Origin of the sequence: Nocardia sp. NPDC057272 (assembly GCF_042668615.1) — a bacterium.
Lineage (GTDB): Bacteria > Actinomycetota > Actinomycetes > Mycobacteriales > Mycobacteriaceae > Nocardia.
On the sequence record NZ_JBHUYK010000011.1, the window covers coordinates 1 to 21840 of the forward strand.

16 protein-coding genes are annotated in these 21840 nt (G+C 68.5%); 7 read left to right on the forward strand and 9 right to left on the reverse strand.

The window, feature by feature from the left end; genetic code table 11:
• Nucleotides 1-36: 36 nt before the first annotated feature.
• Nucleotides 37-2634 (reverse strand): ATP-dependent Clp protease ATP-binding subunit, encoded by a 2598-nt coding sequence (locus ACFULV_RS16900; RefSeq protein ID WP_378657561.1) that lies wholly within the window; start codon nt 2632-2634, stop codon nt 37-39.
• A gap of 317 nt (nt 2635-2951) precedes the next feature.
• On the opposite strand from ACFULV_RS16900, the gene ACFULV_RS16905 reads away from it, so the two are divergent.
• Nucleotides 2952-5015, forward strand: coding sequence for an AMP-binding protein (locus ACFULV_RS16905; protein WP_378657564.1), 2064 nt, complete (start codon nt 2952-2954; stop codon nt 5013-5015).
• Here the strand turns inward: ACFULV_RS16905 and ACFULV_RS16910 are convergent.
• From ACFULV_RS16910 to pruA, 4 genes are all read right to left on the reverse strand, one after another.
• A complete protein-coding gene (locus tag ACFULV_RS16910; protein ID WP_378631054.1) occupies nt 4998-5621 on the reverse strand; it encodes a TetR/AcrR family transcriptional regulator in 624 nt (207 codons plus the stop codon). The two genes, ACFULV_RS16905 and ACFULV_RS16910, sit on opposite strands and share 18 nt — an antisense overlap.
• 30 nt (nt 5622-5651) lie before the next feature.
• Entirely contained in the window at nt 5652-7079 is a 1428-nt protein-coding gene (locus ACFULV_RS16915; RefSeq protein ID WP_378631056.1) for an amino acid permease, read from the reverse strand.
• 126 nt (nt 7080-7205) lie between these two features.
• Nucleotides 7206-8171 carry a proline dehydrogenase family protein gene (locus tag ACFULV_RS16920; RefSeq protein ID WP_378657566.1) on the reverse strand — a complete coding sequence of 322 codons (966 nt, stop codon included), beginning with the start codon at nt 8169-8171 and terminating at the stop codon, nt 7206-7208.
• Entirely contained in the window at nt 8171-9817 is a 1647-nt protein-coding gene (gene pruA / locus ACFULV_RS16925; RefSeq protein ID WP_378657569.1) for an L-glutamate gamma-semialdehyde dehydrogenase, read from the reverse strand. The genes ACFULV_RS16920 and pruA overlap by 1 nt, the downstream gene beginning before the upstream one ends.
• Before the next feature lie 132 nt (nt 9818-9949).
• Here pruA and ACFULV_RS16930 point away from each other — a divergent pair, with 132 nt between their 5' ends.
• Entirely contained in the window at nt 9950-11590 is a 1641-nt protein-coding gene (locus ACFULV_RS16930) for a PucR family transcriptional regulator (protein ID WP_378657571.1), read from the forward strand.
• A gap of 111 nt (nt 11591-11701) precedes the next feature.
• On the forward strand, nt 11702-13696 hold the full coding sequence (locus ACFULV_RS16935) for an alkyl/aryl-sulfatase (protein ID WP_378657892.1): 1995 nt from the start codon (nt 11702-11704) through the stop codon (nt 13694-13696).
• A 5-nt stretch (nt 13697-13701) separates the two neighbouring features.
• On the opposite strand, the gene ACFULV_RS16940 is transcribed toward ACFULV_RS16935, so the two are convergent.
• Nucleotides 13702-14505: a VOC family protein gene (locus ACFULV_RS16940; RefSeq protein ID WP_378657574.1), complete on the reverse strand. Its 804-nt coding sequence runs from the start codon at nt 14503-14505 to the stop codon at nt 13702-13704.
• 246 nt (nt 14506-14751) lie between these two features.
• Between ACFULV_RS16940 and ACFULV_RS16945 the strand changes: the two genes are divergently transcribed.
• A complete protein-coding gene (locus ACFULV_RS16945) occupies nt 14752-16791 on the forward strand; it encodes a CocE/NonD family hydrolase (protein WP_378657577.1) in 2040 nt (679 codons plus the stop codon).
• Between the two features lie 104 nt (nt 16792-16895).
• Complete coding sequence (locus ACFULV_RS16950) at nt 16896-17378, forward strand: gluconokinase (protein WP_378657894.1); 483 nt, start codon at nt 16896-16898, stop codon at nt 17376-17378.
• On the opposite strand, the gene ACFULV_RS16955 is transcribed toward ACFULV_RS16950, so the two are convergent.
• The gene (locus ACFULV_RS16955) at nt 17369-18115 is read right to left on the reverse strand and encodes a M50 family metallopeptidase (protein WP_378657580.1); all 747 of its coding nucleotides are present in this window, start codon (nt 18113-18115) and stop codon (nt 17369-17371) included. The genes ACFULV_RS16950 and ACFULV_RS16955 overlap by 10 nt on opposite strands.
• Nucleotides 18116-18244: 129 nt before the next feature.
• Here ACFULV_RS16955 and ACFULV_RS16960 point away from each other — a divergent pair, with 129 nt between their 5' ends.
• Complete coding sequence (locus ACFULV_RS16960; RefSeq protein WP_378657583.1) at nt 18245-19243, forward strand: SMP-30/gluconolactonase/LRE family protein; 999 nt, start codon at nt 18245-18247, stop codon at nt 19241-19243.
• A 2-nt stretch (nt 19244-19245) separates the two neighbouring features.
• Here ACFULV_RS16960 and ACFULV_RS16965 read toward each other — a convergent pair whose 3' ends face one another.
• The gene (locus ACFULV_RS16965) at nt 19246-19824 is read right to left on the reverse strand and encodes a pyridoxamine 5'-phosphate oxidase family protein (protein ID WP_378631067.1); all 579 of its coding nucleotides are present in this window, start codon (nt 19822-19824) and stop codon (nt 19246-19248) included.
• A 134-nt stretch (nt 19825-19958) separates the two neighbouring features.
• Between ACFULV_RS16965 and ACFULV_RS16970 the strand changes: the two genes are divergently transcribed.
• Complete coding sequence (locus ACFULV_RS16970) at nt 19959-20786, forward strand: NADPH-dependent oxidoreductase (protein ID WP_378657585.1); 828 nt, start codon at nt 19959-19961, stop codon at nt 20784-20786.
• A 13-nt stretch (nt 20787-20799) separates the two neighbouring features.
• Here ACFULV_RS16970 and ACFULV_RS16975 read toward each other — a convergent pair whose 3' ends face one another.
• Nucleotides 20800-21792, reverse strand: coding sequence for an LLM class flavin-dependent oxidoreductase (locus ACFULV_RS16975; protein ID WP_378631070.1), 993 nt, complete (start codon nt 21790-21792; stop codon nt 20800-20802).
• Between the last annotated feature and the right edge of the window lie 48 nt (nt 21793-21840).

Below are 21840 nucleotides of genomic sequence, written 5' to 3' on the forward strand. Positions count from 1 at the left end.
GGTTCGTACGAACCGGGCCACAGTGTTGTCGTTTCGCTACTTCGACGCGAGCTTCTTGTCGTCACCCTTCTTGCTCGCGGCCTTCTTGGCGGGTTTCTTCGCCGCCTTCTTCGTCGCGGACGCGGGCGCCGAACCATTGGTGTCGGGCGAACCTGCCGGGTTCACCGCCGTGACGACCAGGGCGTCGTCGGCGGTGTCGACCTTCACCGTGCCGCCGGGGTCGAGACCGCCGTCGAGGAGCAGTCGCGAGACCCGGTTGTCGAGCTCCTTCTGCACGGTGCGACGCAACGGCCGCGCACCGAACTCGGGCTGGAAACCGCGCTCGCCCAACCAGTCCACCGCGGACTGACTGATCTCGAGTTCGATGTCCTGGGCGGCGAGCATGCGCCGGGTGCGATCCAGGATCAGTTCGACGATCTGTTCCAGCTGCTCCTTGTCCAGGCGATGGAACACGATCTGCTCGTCGATCCGGTTGAGGAACTCGGGCCGGAAGTGCTGGCGCAGTAGCTCTTCGAGCTGCGGCACGATCGAGTCGAGGTCGCCGGGTGGTGCCTCGAGGATTACGTGCGACCCGATGTTGGACGTCATGATCACGATCGTGTTCTTGAAATCGACTGTGCGGCCCTTGGAATCGGTGACGCGCCCGTCGTCGAGCAATTGCAGCAGCACATTGAACACATCGGGATGCGCCTTCTCGACCTCGTCGAACAGAATCACCGAATACGGCTGACGCCGCACCTTGTCGGTGAGCTGCGCGGCATCGTCGTAGCCGACGTATCCGGGCGGGGCGCCGACCAGCCGCGAGACCGTGTGCTTCTCCTGGAACTCGCTCATGTCGAACCGGATCAGGCGATCCTCGTCGCCGAAGACCGCTTCCGCGAGGGCCTTGGCGAGCTCGGTCTTGCCGACACCGGTGGGGCCGAGGAACAGGAACGACCCGATCGGCCGGTTCGGGTCCTTGAGTCCGGCCCTCGCTCTGCGCACCGCCTCGGCGATCGCCACGATCGCCTCGTTCTGCCCGATCACCCGCTTGTGCAGGACGTCTTCGAGCTGGAGCAGGCGCTGCTTCTCCTCGGCGGTCAGATCGGCCACCGGAATACCGGTGCGCTTGGAGATCACCTCGGCGATGTCGACGACATCGACGATCGGCTCCGAGGACGTCGCACCGGACTCCTCCAGCTCCTCCTCGGCGGCGGCGATGTCGGCCTTGAGAGCCTTGGCCTTCTCGTAGTCCTCGTTGTCGACCGCGGCGTCCTTCTCCCGGTACAGCCGCGCGATCGCCTCGTCCCTGGCCTTCACCGCCGGGTCGGGGGTGCCCGAACGGAGCCGGACCCGGGCGCCCGCCTGGTCGATCAGATCGATCGCCTTGTCGGGCATGAACCGGTCGGTGATGTAGCGATCCGACAGCTGCGCGGCCGCGACCAGCGACTCGTCGGAGTAGCGCACCTGATGGTGCTCCTCGTACACGTCGGCCAGCCCGCGCAGGATTTCGATGGTGTCCTCCACCGAGGGCTCCGAGACCATCACCGGCTGGAACCGGCGTTCCAGCGCGGCGTCCTTCTCGATGTATTTGCGGTACTCATCGATGGTTGTCGCGCCGACGACGTGCAGATCGCCGCGGGCCAGCGCGGGCTTGAGCAGGTTGCCCGCGTCCATCGAGCCCTCGCCACCGCCGCCGGCGCCGACGATGGTGTGCAGCTCGTCGATGAAGATGATCAGCTCGTCCTTGTACGCGCGGACCTCGTCGAGGATCTTGGTCAGCCGCTCCTCGAATTCGCCGCGGTACTTGCTCCCGGCCACGAGCGAGCCGACGTCGAGCGCGATGACGCGGCGGTCGGCGAGGGTGACCGGCACGTCCCCGTTGACGATGCGCTGGGCCAGCCCCTCCACGATCGCGGTCTTACCGACACCGGGATCACCGATCAGCACCGGGTTGTTCTTGCGCCGCCGCGACAGGATCTCGATGGTCTGCTCGATCTCCTCCGCACGGCCGACAACCGGGTCGATCAGGCCCTCGCGGGCCTCGGCGGTGAGATCGCGGCCGTACTCGTCCAGCGTGGGCGTGTCCGATTCCGGTTGCTGCCGCTTCGACGGCGCGGTCGCCTTCGGGGTTCCCGGCGCGGGTACGCCACCGCTCTGGGTGGCCGCGATCCCGGCGACCAGCGCCTGCGCGGCGACGCTGTCGGGGAGCGAGGCGATGCCGAGCAAGATGTGTTCCGGGCCGATGTAGCTGCTGCCGGATTGGGCCGCCTGGCGCTGGGCGGCGCGCAGCGCGACCTTGGTGGCGGGGCTGAGCGTGATGTCGGCGAGGTCGTCTTCGCTGGGCCTGCCGGTGTCGAGGTAGTCCTCCATCTGCTCGGCGACCTGATCGGGATCCAGGCTGAGCTCGGCGACGATGCTGCGCCCGGGTTCTGCTTCGGTGGCCGCGTACAGCAGGTGTTCGGGAGTGATTTCGGGGTTGCCCCATTCCTGGGCCGCCTCGCGCGCGGTACCGACCAGCAACTTCGCGTTGTCGGTCATCAACCTGCCCAGATCGATGCGTTGTACCGGTGGCTTCGAGGACATTCCGGAACCGAAGAACCGCTGGAAGATGTCGTCGAAAGGATCCCGAGAACTCGGCCAATTTGCTGTCATGCCCACACCTCTTCGCTCGTCGCGCCGTGTGTCACGGCGACTCATGCAGATCGGGTCGGTACTGCCAGCAATACTTCGGCATCCTCGAAGGGTGTGCAAGGGATTGGACAGTTTCACATCGGCGATGTCGGCACGTGTGGCGCACAAACCAAAATCCGGCCGAAACGCTCCGGAACCACCGGTTTTGTCTGATTCTTGATGACAGGGCGCCGCAGCCGGGTAGCGTGGCGACCCGCGAGGTGGTATCGGCCGCAGCGCCCATTTTTGCCCGCCGACCAGCTGGGTCGAACAGGCCGACGGGAAGTAGAGCACGGAGTTTGGTCAACGACGTCATCGATGTCAGCGCGGATTTCACGATCGCGCGTCAAGCGTTGTGGGATGTACTGCTCGATCCCCAGAGTTACCCACGCATGTTCACCGGGATCGGCAGTTGCGAACCGGTGGAACGCCCCGACGGCGCGGTCCACTGGCAGGTACGGGTCGGTTCGGCGAGCGGCGGTATCCGCACGCACGAGTTCATTCTCGTGATCGGCCGCTGGTACGAGAGTTTCGAACTGCGCAGCCCGGTCCTCGGCAGTTTCGCCGCGATCCGCTTGCGTGGCGATCAGCAGCGCACGCGCCTCGATATCACCCTGTTCGCGACCGCGCGGATCCATCCCTTGCTCGAGCAGAGCGGCAACTCGCTGGTCACCGACTGGGTGAAGGCGGGGCTACGCCGTACCGCCGACTCGATCGCGGGCACCCGTTCCTCGGTGGTGGTCAACGCCGAACGCTCGATGGTGCGTCGCAATGCGGGGGTGGCGCGCAGCATCGCGGCCACCGGCCTGATGCGGCCCGAGCCGATGTCGATCGTGAGACAGCTTCGCTCCCTGTCGAAGTGGGGCTTCAACCTGGCCGGTGGCTACGCGGCGGGCGCGGCGTACGAACCCGATCGGCTCGCGCTGATCGATGCGGGCGGTCATCGCACCTTCGCCGAGGTCGACGCCAGGTCCACCGCGCTGGCCGCCGCGATGCACTCGATCGGTCTGCGCAAGGGTGACGCCATCGGCCTGCTGGCGCGCAACCACGCGGGGATGGTCGAAACCATGGTCGCCGCGGGCAAACTCGGCGTCGACGTGGCGCTGCTCAACGCGGGATTGTCGGGGCGGCGGATCGAGGAGATCGTGCAGCGCCACCGGCTGAGCGCCGTCTTCGTCGACGGCGCGCTGGAAACGCTGATCCGCTACCTGCACAGCGAGGTACCGCGCTACACCACCGACAATTGTCCGCCCGATCCCGACCGCACCACGATCGACGACCTGATCACGCAGGCGCACACCGACTTTCCGGTGCCGGCCCATCCCGGCAGGCTGATCGTGCTCACCTCCGGCACCAGCGGTTCGCCCAAGGGCGCGCGCCGCCCGCACGCCAAGGGGTTCGGCACGATCGCCGCGCTGCTCTCGCGGATCCCGCTGCGGGTGGAGGAGGTCATGCTCATTCCCGCGCCGCTGTTCCACACCTGGGGTCTGGCCGGGTTGCAGCTGAGCACCGCGTTGCGCGCCACGGTGGTGTTGTCGGACGGTTTCGATGCGATGGACTGCCTGCGCGCGGTCGCCGAACACCGGATCACCACGCTGATCGTGGTTCCGACGATGGTGGAACGTCTGCTCGAGGTGCCCGACGAGGTCCGTGCGGGCTTGGACCTGTCGAGCCTGCGGTTCGTGGTCAGCTGTGGTGCGCCGCTGGCCGGCGCCACCGTGCTGCGATTCTTGGACAGCTACGGTGACGTGCTCTACAACGTGTACGGCTCGACCGAGGTCTCGTGGGCCAGCGTCGCCACCCCCGACGACCTGCGGGTTTCGCCCACGACAGCGGGTCGCCCGCCGCTGGGTACCCGGGTCGCGGTGCTCGGTCCCGACCTGCGGCCGGTGCCGGTCGGCTCCACCGGACACATCTTCGTCGCCAATCACATGCTCTTCGACGGTTACGTCAACTCCGCGCCGCCGGAGGAGGCCGACGGCATGCTCGATACCGGCGACCTCGGTTATCTCGACGCCGGGGGACGGCTGTTCGTGGCGGGCCGCGACGACGAGATGATCATCTCCGGTGGCGAGAACGTCTTCCCGCGACCGGTCGAGGAGGCACTCGCCCACCTGCCGCAGATCAGCGAAGTCGCCGTGGTCGGCGTCCCCGACCGGGAGTTCGGTCAGCGGCTGGCCGCGTTCGTGGTGAAACGCGAAGGTGCGGGACTGGATTCGGACATGGTGCGGACCTACATCCGCAACCGGCTGAGTCGATTCTCGGTCCCGCGTGATGTCACGTTCCTGAGCGCGCTCCCACGCGGGGAGACCGGCAAGATCCTCAAGCGGGTGCTCGTACCCGGGTCAGCGCTGAGCGAGTAGCAAGCGCACCGCACGCTCGATCGTGGCCGATGCCTGCTCGCCCGACAGTCCGCGCCGGTCCTGCAGGTGGTGGCGCGTCGGCCAGGCCAGGGCGCCGTCGACCAGATCGAGCAGCTCGTCGTCGAGTTCGCCGTCGGGGCGCGACAGTTCGGGTGCGAACAGCGCGGCCAGCACGGCGCGGATGCGTTCGTCGGTGCGCCGCATCCGTGCGTCGATCGCGTCGATCGATCGAGATTCCTGCAGACCGGGCAGCCGGGGCACGCGCTGCAGGTCGAAGATCGCGGCGCTCTGCGCGACCGCGACCGTGATCCGCTCGGCCAGGGCAGGCGAGGGGTCCGGAACGACCAGGCACCCCTCGACCATCTCGGACTGGCGCTCCGTCGCGGCCACCAGCAACGCTTCCCGGTCGGGGAAATGCACGAAGACACTGCGTTCGGAGGTGCCCGCTCTGGCGGCGATCTCGCGCGCGGTCGGTGCGAAATCGCCCGCGGTCACCGCGGCGAGCAGTCCGTCGATGATCGCCTCGCGCGTTTTCGCGGGATCGCGCCGCCGTCGCGGCGCGCGCGCCTGCCCCGCGCCCGCCGCGGCGTCCTGCTCCGATCTCATCGACCCATCACAGCACAGTTGTCTGGCGGCCTACTTGCTCGGCTCCGGCGCGGTCCGGTTCATCACCGAGTGCTTGCGCGAATAGGCGAAGTACACGATCAGACCGACAACCAGCCAGCCGAGGAAGCGCACCCAGGTCTCCCACGGCAGCGACCAGATCAGGTAGGCCGAGAAGCCGATCCCGACCAGCGGGATCACCGGCATCAGCGGCAACCGGAACGAACGCGGAGCGTCGGGCCTGGTGCGCCGCAACACGATCACCGAGACGCACACCACGATGAAGGCCATCAGGATGCCGATGTTGGTGAGCTCGGCGACGGTGTTGATCGGCAGCACGCCGGCCAGGATCGCCGCGCCGAAGCCGACGATCCAGGTGACCCTGGTCGGGACCTTGCGGGTGGGGTGGGTCTTGGCGAACCAGATCGGCAGCAGCCCGTCGCGGCTCATCGCGAACCACACCCGGGTGACGCCGAGCATGAAGGTGAGCACCACGGTGATGATGCCGACGATCGCGCCGACCGCGATGATGTTGGCGACGCCCGGCATCCCGACCGATTCGAACGCGGTGGAGAAACCGCTGGTCGGGCTGATCTCGGTGTACTTCTGCATACCGGTGAGCACGAGCGTGGCCAGCACGTAGAGCACCATCGCGATCGCCAGGGAGTAGATGATCGCCTTGGGCAGGTGCTTGCGACCGTCGATGGATTCCTCGGCGGCGGTGCTCATCGCGTCATAGCCGAACACGGCGAAGAACACCGTCGCCGCACCGGTCCACACCGCGCCGGTGCCGAACGGGAAGTACGGCTCGTAGTTGGCGCTGTCGATATGGAACACCCCGAGCACCACGATGAGCACGACCAGGGCGACCTTGATGCCGACCGCGACCGTCTCGAACCGGCCCACACTGCCGATGCCGCGCGAGAGCACCCACGCGGTGCCGAGACAGAACAGCACCGCGAACAGGTCGACCACCCGGCCGTCCCCGGTATCGGGCGCGCCGAGCATCCACTCCGGCAGGGTCAGCCCGATCTGATCGAGCAGGAACCCGAAATAGCCCGACACACCGATCGCGACCACCGCCGCCACCGCGATGTACTCGAGCAGCAGATCCCAGCCGATGAACCAGCCGGCGAGTTCACCGAGGGAGACGTAGCCGTAGGTGTAGGCCGAGCCCGCTTTCGGGACCATGCCCGCGAATTCGGCGTAGCACAGCGCTGCCGCGGCACTGGCGACACCGGCGATCAGGAACGAGATCAGCACCGCCGGACCGGTGACCGAGTGCGCGACCGAGCCCGCCAGCGTGAAGATGCCCGCGCCGATGATGCCGCCGACGCCGATCGCGGTGAGCTGCCAGAGCCCGAGTGATTTGGCGAGGCGCTCGTCGCTCGGGATCTCGTCCTCGACCTCGATCAATGGTTTGCGGCGCAACATCTGGGTGCGCAGCTCTGCGAAAGACATTCGCGTTTCCTTCCATCGGCGCACACCGCCGCGTCACGGTGGGCTCATCCGAGTACACCGCCACGCGCAACCGCGGGCGTCGAGAGTGAATAATGTTCAGCGGCGATGATCGTTCGGCACAGCCGGTCACCTTCCGCGCGTGCCGACCAGCGCGCGCAGAAAGAACCCGAGGTTGGCGGGCCTTTCGGCCAGCCTGCGCATGAAGTACCCGTACCACTGGTCACCGTAGGGGACATACACGCGAACATGGTTGCCCGCGGCGGCGAGTCGCTGCTGTTCGTCGGCGCGAATGCCGTACAGCATCTGGTACTCGTACTCCTCGGTCTTGCGCTGCGCCGACTGCACGCCCACCCCGGCCGCGGTGATCACGGCCGGGTCGTGCGAGGCGATCATCGGATAGCCCGCGCCCGCGGTGAGGATGCCGAGGCACCGCATATAGGACGCGTCGACCTCGGCCTTGTCACGGAAGGCGACCGACTCGGGTTCGTCATAGGCGCCCTTGCACAGCCTGATTCGCGAGCCCGGGCCCGCCATCGCGCGGCAATCGTCCTCGGTGCGGCGCAGATACGCCTGCAACACCGTGCCCAGCCAGGGGTAGTCCGCGCGGAGTTCGCGCACGATCGACAGCGTCGAATCGGTAGTGGCGTGGTCTTCGGCATCGACGGTGACCCAGATCCCCGCGGCCTCGGCGGCGGCGCAGATCTGGCGGGCGTGCTCGCGGGCGATGGCGTGACCGTCGCCCGGCACGGCCTGTCCGAGCGCGGACAGTTTCACCGACACCTCCAGTGGCCGAACAGCTCCCGTGGCCACCTCGGCCTGGGGGAGTGCGCCGAGCGCGGCGATCAAGGTCCGGTACTGCGCGACGGTCGCCTCGGCGCCGGCCAGGTCGGTGGTGTCCTCGCCCAGGTAGTCGATGCTGACGAAACGTCCTGAGCGCAACAATGATTCGGTGGCCCGCACCGCCTGCTCGGTGCTGGTGCCCGCCACGAAGCGGGCGACCACCGCCCGGCTGATCGGCAGCTGGGTGATGGTGCGCTCCAGTCGGGGTGACCGCGCGGCGGCGAGCATGGTCGAACGCAGCAGAGCAGACATCAGCCGACCTCCGGTGCCTGGTGGGGGTAGTGGTGCTCGGTGGGCGGAACGAAGGTCTCCTTGATCGTGCGCGCGGAGGTCCAGCGCAGCAGGTTCTGCTGGGAACCGGCCTTGTCGTTGGTGCCGGACGCGCGTCCACCGCCGAAGGGCTGCTGGCCCACGACCGCCCCCGACGGTTTGTCGTTGATGTAGAAGTTGCCCGCGGCGAAGGTGAGCCGGTCGGTGGCCGCGGTGATCGCGGTGCGGTCCTGGGCGATGACCGAGCCGGTGAGCCCGTACGGGCTGCCGCTGTCGACGAGGTCCATCGCGTCGGCGAAGGCGGTCGGGGTGCTGTCGTCGTAGACGTGCACCGCCAGAATCGGGCCGAAGTACTCGGTGCCGAAGACCTCGTCGGTCGGATCGTCACCGACCACGATGGTGGGGTCGACGAACCAGCCGACACTGTCATCGCTGTGTCCGCCGGCCACCACGGTCAGGCCCGGTGTGGCCTTGGCGCGTTCGAGCGCGGCGGTGTTGCGGTCGAAGGCGCGTCGATCGATCAGCGCCCCACCGAAATTGGTGAAATCGGTGACATCGCCATAGCGCAGGTTCGATGTCCGTTCGATCAGGTCCTCCGACATCGTCGCCCACACCGAACGCGGGATGAAGGCTCGCGAAGCGGCCGAGCACTTCTGGCCCTGATAGTCGAACGCGCCGCGCACCAGCGCGGTGGTGAGTACCGCCGGATCGGCCGACGGGTGCGCGAGCACGAAGTCCTTGCCGCCGGTCTCGCCGACCAGCCGCGGATACGTGCGGTAGCCGTCCAAACGCTGTGCGACTTCGCGCCACAGGTGCTGGAAGGTGGCCGTCGACCCGGTGAAGTGCACGCCGGCCAGTCGTGGGTCGGCCAGCACGACATCGGAGATCACCGGGCCGGGCCCGTTGACCAGGTTGATCACTCCGGGCGGCAGTCCGGCCGCCTCGAGCAATCGCATCGTCAGATAGGCCGCCACGGCCTGGCTCCTGGCCGGCTTCCACACCACGGTGTTGCCCATCAGCGCGGGCGCGGTGGGGAGATTGCCCGCGATCGCGCTGAAGTTGAACGGTGTCACCGCGTAGACGAACCCCTCGAGCGAGCGGTACTGCATCCGATTCCACACCCCCGGCGAGGAGATCGGCTGCCCGGCCAGGATCTCGCGGGCGAACGAGACATTGAACCGCCAGAAGTCGATCAGCTCGCACGGTGCGTCGATCTCGGCCTGGTAGGCGGACTTGGACTGCCCGAGCATCGTCGCGGCTGCGATCTTCTCCCGCCACGGCCCGGAGAGCAGGTCGGCGGCACGCAGGAAGATCGCGGCTCGATCGTCGAACGGCATCGCCTGCCAGGCGGGCGCCGCGGCACAGGCGGCCTCGACCGCGGCGGCGGTTTCGGCGGTGCTCGCGTCGTGCAGGGTGCCGAGGACGGCGGCGTGGCGATGAGGTTGGACCACGTCGTGGGACGGGCCGTCGCCGGGCAGATGGCGACCGCCGATCACATGGCTGATCTCGGTGGGGGAGGCGGACAACTCGGCGAGCGCGGTCTGGAGGCGGTGGCGTTCCGGGGTGCCCGGAGCGAAGGTGCCGACAGGTTCGTTGATCGGTGGCGGGGTGGTCGCGATGGCGTCCATGAGTGCGGCTCCTGCGTCGTGAGGGATAGCGGGATGTGACGTAGTCAACACCGATCGGCAGCAGTCATAATCATCTGATCGGATGAATATCCGAGCTTGTCTTTGTCCGATCGACCAAACCGGAGGTACCCGATGCCCGACGGCTCCACCACGCTGCGCGGGCTGCTCGCCGCGCTCGACCACGCCGTCGCGACCCTCGTCGACGCGCCCGCGGGCGAGGAGGTCGCGGTGCGAACGGTCGCGTTGGCCGAGCCCGCTGACCTGCCCGAACACCTCGACGCCGAGGGCGCCCTGCCCGAGGTGTACTTGCTGGTCGGCGTCGACGTCGACGCGACCGAGCGCTGGTTGCGCGAAGTCGGCGACCGCGACCCCGCGCAGCGGCCACGCGTGCTCATGACCAAGAGCGCCAACGACTCGCCCGCGGTGCGCGCCGCCGCCCACACCGCGGGCGTCGCGCTGGTGCACGTGCACCAGCAGGCGCGCTGGGACCAGGTGTTCTCCCTGATCCGGCGGATGCTGGCCCGTTCACCCGGTCAGCGCGCCGCCTCCGATGAGCACGACCTGCTCGCCCCCGACACCGACCTGTTCGGGCTGGCCCAGGTGCTGGCCAGGGAAACCGGCGGCATGGTCTCGATCGAGGACCCCCAATCGCACGTCCTGGCCTACTCGGCCTCGGACGCCTCGGCCGATCAGCTGCGCATCCAGTCCATCCTCGGCCGGGAAGGCCCGAGCGACTACCTGCGGATCCTGCGGGAATGGGGCGTGTTCGACCGGGTGCGGCGCGGTGACGAGGTCGTCGACGTCCCCGAACATCCCGAGCTCGATATCCGCCGCCGACTCGTCGTCGGCATCCGGCGAGGCGCCGACGGCGCGCAAGCCAGAATGCTCGGGACCATCTGGTTGCAGCAGGGCGCGGGGCCGCTGCGACCCGACGCGGCACAGGTGTTGCGCGGCGCGTCGGCGGTGGCGGCCAGGATCATCGCGCGGCGGCTGGACGCGCCGTCGACCGAGGCACTGCTCGTGCGCCGGTTGTTCGGCGCGCACGGTGACGGCGTCGACGTGCCCTCGGTCGCCGCCGCGCTGAACCTGCCGACGACCGGTCCCGCCGCGGTGATCGGTTTCGCGCCGATCGGCCCGGCCGCGGGACTGGCCGCGTCGAGTGGCTTGATCCGGTTGCACGCCAGCGCTTTCCGCGACGATTCGGTGACCGAGTCGATCGGCGAGCGGGTCTATGTGCTGTTGCCGGCCTACCATTCCGAGCGCGGCGTCGGCTCGTGGGTGCGCAAGCTGGTTACCCAGCTCGAGCACACGCGCGAACTGATCGTGCGGGCCGCGATCGCCGCACCGGTCGCCGGGCTCACCGCGGTCGCGGGGGCGCGCGCCGAGGTCGACCGGGTGCTGGACAGCCCGGTCGCCGACCCCACGGGTGGCCGGGTCGCCACGCTGGCCGATGCCAGGACCGCGGTGCTGCTGGCCGAGATCATGGAGCTGATCCGCGAGCGCCCGCGCCTGCACGATCCGCGCCTGGCCGATCTCGACGCCTACGATCGAACGCACGCCGCTGACCTGCGGGTATCGGTTCAGGCCTATCTGCGGGCGCACGGTGAGGTGCGCGCCGCCGCGGTTGCGTTGCGCGTGCATCCGAACACGCTGCGCTACAGGCTGCGACGAGTGGAGGCCATCCTCGGCATCGATATGACCGACCCCGAGGACCGGTTGCTGCTCGATATTCAGCTGGCCGCGCTGCCCGGTACGGCGATTGCTCAGAAGTAACACAGATATTGCAGTTAGTCTGCAATAGTCGTCCGGGTCGGACGGTCGTGGAACGAAGGAGTAACGGTGAGCACTGCACACAGGGGCCGGGGCGAGCTGTCGCGGCGCGGGATGCTGGGTGTCGGAGTCGGCGCGGCTGCGGCGGTGGCGGTCGGCGCGACCGTCACCGGATGTGGTGACCGACCGGCCGGAGTCACCCCGTCGAGCACCCAGACCGAGCCGACCCAGGCCATCCTGGATGCCAACCGCGCGCTGGCCGACACCTTGCCCTTCGGCGATACCGCCGACTTCGCCGACGCCGACCGCGGCTGGATCGCCTCCCTCGAGCCGGGCACGGTGACCGATCCGTCGGGGAAAGTGGTGTGGGACACCGACTCCTACGACTTCCTCGCCGGTTCCTGTCCGCAATCGGTGAACCCGAGCCTGTGGCGGCAGTCCCAGCTCACCGTCAAGCAGGGCCTCTACGAGATCGCGCCGGGCTTCTACCAGATCCGTGGCCTCGACCTGTCGAACATGACGTTGATCGAAGGCGAGACCGGCGTGGTCGTCATCGATCCACTGGTCTCGGCGGAGACCGCGGCGGCCGGGCTCACGCTCTATCGCAAGCATCGCGGTGACCGGCCGGTCACCGGCCTGATCTACTCCCACTCCCATGTCGATCACTTCGGTGGCAGCTACGGCGTCATCACCCCGCAGGACGTCGCCGCCGGTCGCTGCCCGGTGATCGCGCCGTCGGGATTCATGGAGCACGCCGTCGCCGAGAACATCTACACCGGTACGGCGATGGCCCGCCGCGCCGCCTACATGTACGGCGCCGCCCTGCCGCGCGGTCCGAAAGGTCAGGTGGGATCCGGTCTCGGACAGACCACTTCGGTCGGCACGATCGGCCTGATCCCGCCCACCGTGCATGTCACCCGCACCGACCAGGAGGAGACCGTCGACGGCGTGCGGATGGTCTTCCAGCTGACGCCGGGCACCGAGGCGCCGTCGGAGATGAACTTCTACTTCCCCGATCGCCGCGTCCTGTGCATGGCCGAGAACGCCACCCACACCATGCACAACATCGTCACCCTGCGCGGCGCGCTGGTGCGCGACCCGCATGTCTGGTCGAAATACCTCACCGATTCGATCAACCGCTACGGCCGCCGGTCCGAGCTGGTGTTCTCCTCGCACCACTGGCCGATCTGGGGTACCGATCGGATCGTGGAGTTCCTGTCGCTACAGCGCGACATGTACGGCTACCTCAACGATCAGACGCTGCGACTGCTGAATCAGGGCTACGTCGGCGCCGAGATCGCCGAAATGCTGCGGATGCCGCCCGCGCTGACCGCGTCGTGGTCCACGCACGGCTACTACGGCTCGGTGAGCCACAACGTCAAGGCCGTGTACCAGCGGTATATGGGCTGGTTCGACGGCAACCCCGCGCACCTGTGGGAACACCCGCCGGTGGAGAACGCGCGCCGCCACGTCGACGCGATGGGCGGCGCCGACGCGGCTCTGCGGACGGCGCAGAAGGCCTACGACGCCGCCGACTACCGCTGGGTCGTCCAAGTCGTGAACTACGTGATCTTCGCCGACCCTACCAACAAGACGGCAAAAGACTTGCAGGCCAGTGCTTTCGAACAGCTCGCCTACGGCGCGGAGAACGCCACCTGGCGCAACTTCTATCTCAGTGGTGCCCACGAACTGCGCAACGGTTCCTTCGGCACGCCGACCACGGCCGACTCCGCGGCGATGGCCGCAGCGCTGAGCGTGGAGCAGGTGTTCGACGCGGTGTCGCTGCGGATCGACGGTCCGAAGGCCTGGGATGTCCGGATGAGCACCGACTGGCGGATCAGCAACGAGGACAACCGCGTTCACCGCGTCGAACTGCGCAACGGCGTGCTGGTGCACTACGACCGATTCCCCGGTGACGCGCTGCCCGCGCCCGACGCGACGATCACTCTCACCCGTCAGACCCTGATCGCCACCCTGGTCGGCGGCGCCGACCTGCGCAAGGGTGTCGCGAGCGGTGACATCGCCCTCGACGGCGATGCCACCGCACTGGCGAAGCTGCCCGGACTGATCGACAAGCCGGACCCGAACTTCGCCATCGTCACACCGTGACGGGGTCAGGACCCGGTGGGCACCTCGCCGACCGCCTTGGCCGGATCGATCACGCCGAACACCTCGCCCTGGGGCGCTTGCAGAATGCCCATCCGGCCGAACGGGCTGTCGTCGGGGCCCATGATCACCGAAGCTCCCAGTTCGGTGGCCACGGCCAGCGAGCCGTCGGCGTCGTCGACCTGGATCCAGGTGAGCCAGTAGGGCGGGGTACTCAGCGCTGAGGCGTCCATCATGCCGCCGATCTCGTGGCTGTCACCGGGCAGCGCGAAGGTGGAGTAGGTGAAGGTTTCCCCGTCGCCGATCTCGTTGTACTGCCAGCCGAATACCGTGTTGTAGAACTGGTGTGCCTGGTCGTAGGCGGGGGTGTGCAGTTCGTTCCAGCAATAGGCGCCGTGCTGGTTGAACACGCCGGCACCGTGGTGGGCCTTGGCTTCCCATACGCCGAAGACCCCGCCTGCCGGGTCGGCGGCGATGAACATCCGCCCGACGTCGAGGACATCGAACGGCGGCATGAACACCTGTCCGCCCGATTTGCTCACCCGTTCGGCGATCTCGTCGGCGCGTTCGGCCGCGAAGTAGGTGGTCCACACCGATGGCATCTCGCCCATGCCCTCCGGTTTCGGACCGATGCCCGCCGCCGGTCGGCCGTCGAGTGTGGCCATGAGATAGCCGCCGGCTTCGGCGGGACCGTCCTGGACCTCCCAACCGAACAGCGTCCGGTAGAAGTCGCGGGCGGCGGTGGTGTCGTCGACCTGACAGTCGATCCAGCAGGGAGTCCCCTGCGGCCAAGCTTCGTAGCGTGTCGGCATTGTCGAACGTCCTCCTCGGCGATGGATGAAGGCCGGTCCCAACCGCACCGGCATGGGTCAGTCAACCACCAGCCACCGACATGAACGCGGAGCCGCAACCACGCTGAACTGGAACAACGTGTCTTCACTGCGACAGTCCGAGCGGGCCGACGCTCGCCCGGCAAACTCGTTACCCCTGTTACAGTTTCCGCGCCGATCGTGCGGTGGCTTGGTCAACGTCGGAAACGAACCGGTCGGGAGCGATACATGGTGGGTAGAGGTTCGGAACGCGGGTTCGTCCGGATTCTGGTGACGGTCCTCGCGGTGGTCGTCGTGCTCGGCTGCGGCGGTGGTCCCGCCGGTGGACAGCCGCCGGACGCGCCGACCGCGCGGTGGACCGCCCAGCACGACGGCCCTGGCGCCTATCCCGAGGTGCGGGTGGAGCGCGGGGTCCAGATCGCGATGAGCGACGGCGTGGTCCTCAAAGCCGACGTCTACCGCCCGGCCGACGCCGCGGGCGTGATCGAGCAGAAGCCGCTTCCGGTGATCGTCAGCCTGACGCCGTATTCGAAACTCATGACCGGGCTGATCGAATCGGCCGCCGCGATCCCGGGCCTGCAGTCCACCGCCGTCGACATCGTGCGCAGGCTGAACCTGTCCACCACCCCGATCAGCGGTTTCGGCGACCTGATGCAGGCACTGGACGGCGGCATGATCCAGACCATGCTCGGCGTCGACCGCAAACTCGTCAGCGCCGGCTATACCGTGATCGTGGCCGATGTGCGCGGAACCGGTCTATCGCAGGGCAAATGGGACACCCTCGGTGCGCGCGAACAACTCGACACCCGCGAGGTGATCGACTGGGCGGCCACGCAGCCGTGGTCGAACGGGCGCATCGGGATGAGCGGCGGCTCCTACTCCGGAATCAACCAGCTGCGGGCCGCCGAGAACGCCCCGCCCGCGTTGCAGGCGATCTTCCCGGTCGAGCCCGGCAGTGACCTCATGCGCGACGTGGTCGCTCCCGGTGGCGGCGTCGGCACCACCTTCCTGCCGCTGTGGCTGAACTCGGTCAACCAGCTCAAACTCGTCCCCGACGTGGCCTCGATGGTCGACGGCAGTTTCGACTGGACCTGGTTCAAGGATCGCCTCGCCGACCCGACCACCAACTTCGACCTGCTCGCCCAGTCGCTGCTCACCCCCTCGCTGTCGAACATGCCCCCCGCGCTCGACGGCGCGCTCGACGACACCTCGGCGTTCCGCGAGGCGATCATGGGCCACCCGGAGAACGTCACGGTGCCCACCTTCGTCTACGGCGGCTGGCACGACATCTTCGCCAACAGTGCGACCAAGCTCTACGAACAGATCCCGCTGCCCGCCGGGCGCAAGCAGCTCGTCGTCGGCGACACCTATCACGCCAATCCCGGTGCGGGCACCGGAGTTCCCGGCGCGCCCCCGCGCCTGGACGTTCTGCAGCGGGCCTGGTTCGACAAGTGGCTCAAGGACATCGACAGCGGCATCGAGGGATTCGGGCCGGTCACGGTGAAACAGCAAGGTGGCAGCTGGGTGACGCTGCGCGAGTTCCCGCAGCCCGGCGTCACGCATCGCCGCGTCTATCTCTCCGCCGCCCCCAGCGGCAGCACCGAGGACAGTCTGCACGACGGATCGCTCAGCGCCACCGGGCCTACCGCTACCGAAACACTCACCGTCGCACCGGGTTTGAATCAGGTCTGCTCGCGCGACGCGGCACAGGGCTCGGCGGGTATGGCGGCCGCGTTCGACACCTGCGCGAAGGACTCCCGCATCGCCGAACGCAACGGACTCACCTTCACCAGCGCCCCGCTGACCGAACAGACGGTGATCTCGGGCCCGATCAACGTGCGGCTCAACACGATCCACGACGCCACCGACGGGTTCTGGAACGTCACCGTCAACGACGTGGCACCCGACGGGACCTCGACGGTGCTCACCACCGGCCAGCTCACCTCGTCGATGCGCGCCGTCGACGAACGGCGCAGCGCGCGCTCGATCAACGGCGACTTCACCGCGCCCTTCAACCCCCTCACCGTCGACCGGCTGCTGCCGGTGGTCCCCGGCGCACCCACCGACATCGATGTGGCCGTCATCCCGACCCAGGCGGTGCTGGCGCCGGGACACCGGCTGCGCATCGACGTCTTCGCGGGTAACGCGCCCAAGGCATTGCCGTTCCGGCCGATGCTGAACGCCAGCGGCCTCGAGCCCCAGCACGTTCGTCTCGACCCCGCGGCGCCGAGCTTCGTCAACCTGCCCACCGACCGTCCCATTCCCTGATCGACGAAGGGGGAGCCGGCGCCCCGCTACCCTCGGTCGGGCAGGATGCGTGGGCGTGCTGTGGAGACGAGGAGGTCGCTGTGGTCGAACCTGTCATCGTGGTGATGGGCGTGTCGGGGTGTGGGAAGACGACCGTCGGCGCGCTGACCGCCGACCGGCTCGAAGTCCCGTACGCCGAAGGTGACGACTTCCATCCGCTGGCCAATATCGAGAAGATGGCCGCGGGCATCCCGCTCACCGACGAGGACCGGCTGCCCTGGCTCGACACTGTCGCGAACTGGCTCGCCGAGCACCAGGCGACCGGCGGGGTGGCGACCTGCTCGGCGTTGCGGCGGGCCTATCGCGACCGCCTGCGCGAGAAGGCGCCGCAGACCTACTTCGTTCACCTGGCCGCCACCCGCGAGGAACTGCTCCGCCGGATGACCGGCCGACTCGGTCACTTCATGCCGACGATCCTGCTGGACTCCCAGCTCGACACCCTCGAACCGCTGCAACCCGACGAAGCGGGTGTCACCCTCAACGCGCTGCAGCCGCCGAGTGTGCTCGTCACCGAGGCCGTCGACCATTGGATCGCCGATCACCGCTGAAGCAGCGGGTGCAGCTCCTCGACCGGGGCCAGCATCAACATCGCGCCCACGACCAGCGCCGCCAGGCACACAGCGCTGAAGAACAACACCCACAGCACCGCGGGCAGATGCGTCAACCGGGCCAGCTGGTCGGCATCGGAGTCCGTTCGCCCCGGTTGCCTGCGCCGGCTGCGTTGCAGCTCGAAGACGGGCCGCACCCCGGCGGCCAGCAGGAACCACGCCGCGAGATACGCGAACGCGGCCTGCAGCAGATCGTTGCCGAACCACGACACTCCGAACACCAGTGCGCCGAGCACGAACACGGTGAGCAGCCCGTACACATTGCGTACCTTGATCAGCACCGCCGCCAGCATCACCAGCGTCGCCCACAGCATCACCGTGACCCGGCCCGTCCCGAGCAGCGCCGCGTAGCCGAGCCCGAGCAGCGCCGGCGCCGGATATCCGGCGGCCGCGGTGAGAATCATGCCGGGACCACTCGGTTTGCCGCTCGACACGGTCAGCCCCGAGGTGTCGGTGTGCAGGGTGATCGCGTGCAGCCTGCGCCCGGTGAGCAGCGCGACCAACGCGTGCCCGCCCTCGTGCGCCACGGTCACCGCGGCGCGGGTCAGCCGCCACAGCGGTCGGTAGCCGACCAGAATCAACGCCACCGCGGCGGTGGCGAGCACCAACCACCAGGCGGGTGCGGGCTGGGGTGCGAGGAGACGATCGAGCAGCGAGCTGGCAGATCCGGTGTTCACCGCCGCACTTTAACCGCCCGCGGGCTCGTGCGTCGCCGACCGTGGAACCGGACTGCCGCAGAACTGCCTGCGGTGCCGTCCATTCCGCCACCGGGCCCGTGGCGACGCGCATCGTGGTAGCAATTGGGCATGCAGATGCGCCCTCACCGCTGGACTCCGCCACGCCCCACCGCTCGTGCGCGACAGACCCAGAGCGATCCGCCGATGCCGCCGACCCGCCTGTTGCCGCTGCCGGGCAACGGCCCGGAGGATGTCGTGGTGCTGCCCGACGGCCGGATCGTCACCGGGACCGACGACGGCGCGATCTGGCGCGTCGATCCGGCCGGTGGTGAGGTCGAGCGGATCGCCGACGCCGGCGGCAGGCCGCTGGGCATGCACGTCGAGGCCGACGGCGCACTGCTGATCTGCGTCGCGGGTCGGGGCATCCTCCGGCTGGCCGAGGCGGGCGCGGAACTCGAGGTCGTCGTCGCCGAGCTCGACGGTGTCCCGATCGCGTTCCCCAGCAACGTGATTCGCGACGACGATGGCACGATCTATTTCTCGATCTCGTCGCGGCGGTGGCCGTTCGAGGAGTGGATGACCGACATTCTGGAACATTCCGGCAGCGGAGCGCTGGTCCGCCGCGATCCGGACGGACACCTGGAGGTGCTCGTCGACGGTCTCCAGTTCGCCAACGGCGTGGTCCTGGCCCCCGACCGATCCTGTCTGCTGGTCGCCGAGACCGGCGCCTACCGGATCACGCGCTACTGGCTGACCGGTCCGCGCGCGGGCACCACGGACTACGTCGCCGAGAACCTGCCCGGTTCACCCGACAACATGCTGGTGGGCAGCGACGGACTGGTCTGGGTCGGTATCGTCTCCCCACGCAACCCATTGCTGGACAGGCTCTTCCCGCTCCCGGGGATCCTGCGACGACTGGTCGACGCGCTGCCGGATCGCCTGACGCCCGCGCCCGTTCGTTCGGTCTGGGTGCTCGCGTTCGATTTCGACGGCACCCTCGTGCACGACCTGCAGCGAGACGGCGCCGACTACGCGCTGGTCACCGCGGTGGCCGAACACAACGGCACCCTCTACCTCGGTAGCCTGTCCGAGCCGGCGATCGCGGTCACCTCGGTACCGGCGAGCTGACCTCAGCGCCGCACGGTCGACGGCACCGGATGATCCGGCTCGAGTGCGGGCAGCCCGTCGATGCTGGTGGCGTTGTCGCCGGCGATCCGGCGGGCGAAATCGGCGTCGGTACGGCGGGTATGGGCTTCGTCGAGGATCGAGCGTTCCTCGACGAGCTCGAGTTTCGGCACCGACCAGCCACACGAGTCGGCGATCCGGTCGACCGAGATCACCACCACCGAACGGATACCGGTGTGACCGGTGCCGAAATGCTCACGCAGCCTGTCGAATTCGTCGGAGTCGGGGCGCACCACCCGGCCCGCGCCGAAGAGCCGCAGGATGCGGGTGGTGCGGGTGAACGAGCAGAACATCACGGTGATCCGGCCGTTGTCGCGCAGATGGGCGATCGTTTCCGAGCCGCTGCCGAACAGATCGAGATAGGCGACGGTGTGGTCGTCGAGCACGGCGAAGGTGTCGCGATAGCCCTTGGGGGAGACATTCACGTGGCCGCCGACGGACGGCGCGGTGCCGATGAAGAACATCGGCTGTTCGGTGATGAACGCCCGCAACTTGTCGTCGATCCGATCGAACACCTTGCCCATGACGCACTCTCTTCGTCCCACCAGTCGGTGGGCTCCCCGCGTCCACTGTATCGACCGGCCGGACCGAGGCAGCCGTTCGGTTCACGGTGAGGGTTACCGCAGACGGCCGCGGCGAGTTGGCCGACGATATCCCTATGACGCAGACCGCACCGAGCCCCGCCCACCCCGTACAGCAGCGTTACGCGGACCCGGCCACCGAGATTCCGGCCCAGTGGAATCCGGTGCTCGAGGTGCTGCACGCGCACAAGTCGGTGCGCCGCTATCTCCCGGATCCCGTATCGCCGGACACGATTCGGCTGCTGGTCTCGGCCGCGCAGTCGGCGGCGACGTCGTCGAACCTGCAGGTGTGGAGCGTCATCGAGGTCCGTGATCCGGCGCGCCGGTCCAGGTTGGCCGCGATCGCGGGCGGTCAAGCGCATATCGAGCAGGCGCCCGTGCTGTTGGTCTGGACTGCCGACTTCGCCCGGTTGCGTCAGCTCGCCGACGATCACGACGCACCACTGGAGGGCGCCGACTATCTCGAATCCAGCTACGTCGGCTTCGTCGACGCCGCGCTCGCCGCACAGAACGCGGTGGTCGCCGCCGAATCCCTCGGTTTGGGCACCGTCTACATCGGCGCGCTGCGCAACGACCCGGAAGCGGTTGCCGCCGAGCTGAATCTGCCCGACCACGTCTTCGCGGTCTTCGGCCTGGTTGTCGGCCACCCGGACCCGGCGGAGGGCACCAGGGTCAAGCCGCGCCTACCGCAGACGGCGGTGCTGCATCACGAGACCTACGACCTTCCTGTCCAGCGCGAGCCGGTCGCCGAGTACGAACAGCGGATCGGCGAGATCTACACCGACCAGGGCCTGCCGTTCTCGTGGACCGAGCGCACCCTCGCCCGGCTGGCCTCGGCGGCCTCCCTCAACGGCCGCCACCGGTTGCGGGAGTCCTTGGCCGCCAGGGGATTCCGGCTGCGCTGAGTCAGGCAACCGCTCAGCCGTCGATCGCCTTCTTGGTCAGGTCGAGCGAGCGGATGCGGGCGTCGAGGTCGTAGACGAGGATGTTGAGCATGAGCTCGTCGGGGGAGGTGGCGTCGAGCAGTTGTGCGGCTTGGGCGCGGACCGTCTCCGGCGAGCCCTGCAACTGCGCGGCCCGGCGCTGCGCCGCGAAGTGGCGTTCGGCGTCGGTGCCGGGGAAGCCCGCGGCCTGCTCCGGGGTGGCCAGTGCCTGCGGGCGGCCCGAGCGCAGATTGGCGAAGGCGAGATCGCGGGGTGCGGCAAGGCGGTCTGCCTCGGCATCGGTGTCGGCGCAGATCGCGGACGCGGCCACGATCGTGTACGGCTCGCTCAGGGTCTGCGACGGCCGGAAGTTGTCGCGGTAGAGCGTCAGCGCGGCGACGGTGTTGTCGGGGGCGATGTGATGGGCGAACGCGAACGGCAGACCCAGCACCGCGGCGACCTGGGCGCTGTAGCCGCTCGAGCCGAGCAGCCATACCTGCGGTTCCGCGCCGAGGCCGGGGCTCGCCACGATCCCGTTCGGATCGGCGCCACGGAAGAAGCCGATCAGCGCGGTGAGTTCCTGGGGAAACGCGTCACCACCGAGTCCTTCGGCGCTACGGCGCAGTGCGCGCGCGGTGACCGGATCGGTGCCGGGTGCGCGGCCGATCCCGAGATCGATCCGTCCGGGATGCAGCGACTCGAGTGTGCCGAACTGTTCGGCGACCACCAGCGGCGGATGATTCGGCAACATCACCCCGCCCGAACCGACCCTGATCCGCGAGGTGGACGCGGCCAGATGCGCCAGCACCACCGCCGGCGCCGCACTGGCGATGCCGGGCATGTTGTGGTGCTCGGCCACCCAGAATCGGCGAAAGCCCTGCTCCTCGGCGTGCTGTGCGAAGCGGGTCGTCGCGTGCAACGCGTCACCGGCTGTCGCATCCGATTGCACCGGTGCCAGATCCAGAACCGACAGCGTGACGGCGCTCATGAGCCTCCTCGAGTTGTGTATTACCCCTATGGAGGCCAACCCGCGACG

What these genes read in the sequence shown, in the direction of transcription:
- ACFULV_RS16900 (WP_378657561.1), bottom strand. Translation starts at nt 2,634, where the DNA reads ATGACAGCAAATTGGCCGAGTTCTCGGGATCCTTTCGACGACATCTTC.
- ACFULV_RS16910 (WP_378631054.1), bottom strand. Translation starts at nt 5,621, where the DNA reads ATGAGATCGGAGCAGGACGCCGCGGCGGGCGCGGGGCAGGCGCGCGCG.
- ACFULV_RS16915 (WP_378631056.1), bottom strand. Translation starts at nt 7,079, where the DNA reads ATGTCTTTCGCAGAGCTGCGCACCCAGATGTTGCGCCGCAAACCATTG.
- ACFULV_RS16920 (WP_378657566.1), bottom strand. Translation starts at nt 8,171, where the DNA reads ATGTCTGCTCTGCTGCGTTCGACCATGCTCGCCGCCGCGCGGTCACCC.
- pruA (WP_378657569.1), bottom strand. Translation starts at nt 9,817, where the DNA reads ATGGACGCCATCGCGACCACCCCGCCACCGATCAACGAACCTGTCGGC.
- ACFULV_RS16930 (WP_378657571.1), top strand. Translation starts at nt 9,950, where the DNA reads ATGCCCGACGGCTCCACCACGCTGCGCGGGCTGCTCGCCGCGCTCGAC.
- ACFULV_RS16935 (WP_378657892.1), top strand. Translation starts at nt 11,702, where the DNA reads ATGCTGGGTGTCGGAGTCGGCGCGGCTGCGGCGGTGGCGGTCGGCGCG.
- ACFULV_RS16940 (WP_378657574.1), bottom strand. Translation starts at nt 14,505, where the DNA reads ATGCCGACACGCTACGAAGCTTGGCCGCAGGGGACTCCCTGCTGGATC.
- ACFULV_RS16945 (WP_378657577.1), top strand. Translation starts at nt 14,752, where the DNA reads ATGGTGGGTAGAGGTTCGGAACGCGGGTTCGTCCGGATTCTGGTGACG.
- ACFULV_RS16950 (WP_378657894.1), top strand. Translation starts at nt 16,896, where the DNA reads ATGGGCGTGTCGGGGTGTGGGAAGACGACCGTCGGCGCGCTGACCGCC.
- ACFULV_RS16960 (WP_378657583.1), top strand. Translation starts at nt 18,245, where the DNA reads ATGCAGATGCGCCCTCACCGCTGGACTCCGCCACGCCCCACCGCTCGT.
- ACFULV_RS16965 (WP_378631067.1), bottom strand. Translation starts at nt 19,824, where the DNA reads ATGGGCAAGGTGTTCGATCGGATCGACGACAAGTTGCGGGCGTTCATC.
- ACFULV_RS16970 (WP_378657585.1), top strand. Translation starts at nt 19,959, where the DNA reads ATGACGCAGACCGCACCGAGCCCCGCCCACCCCGTACAGCAGCGTTAC.
- ACFULV_RS16975 (WP_378631070.1), bottom strand. Translation starts at nt 21,792, where the DNA reads ATGAGCGCCGTCACGCTGTCGGTTCTGGATCTGGCACCGGTGCAATCG.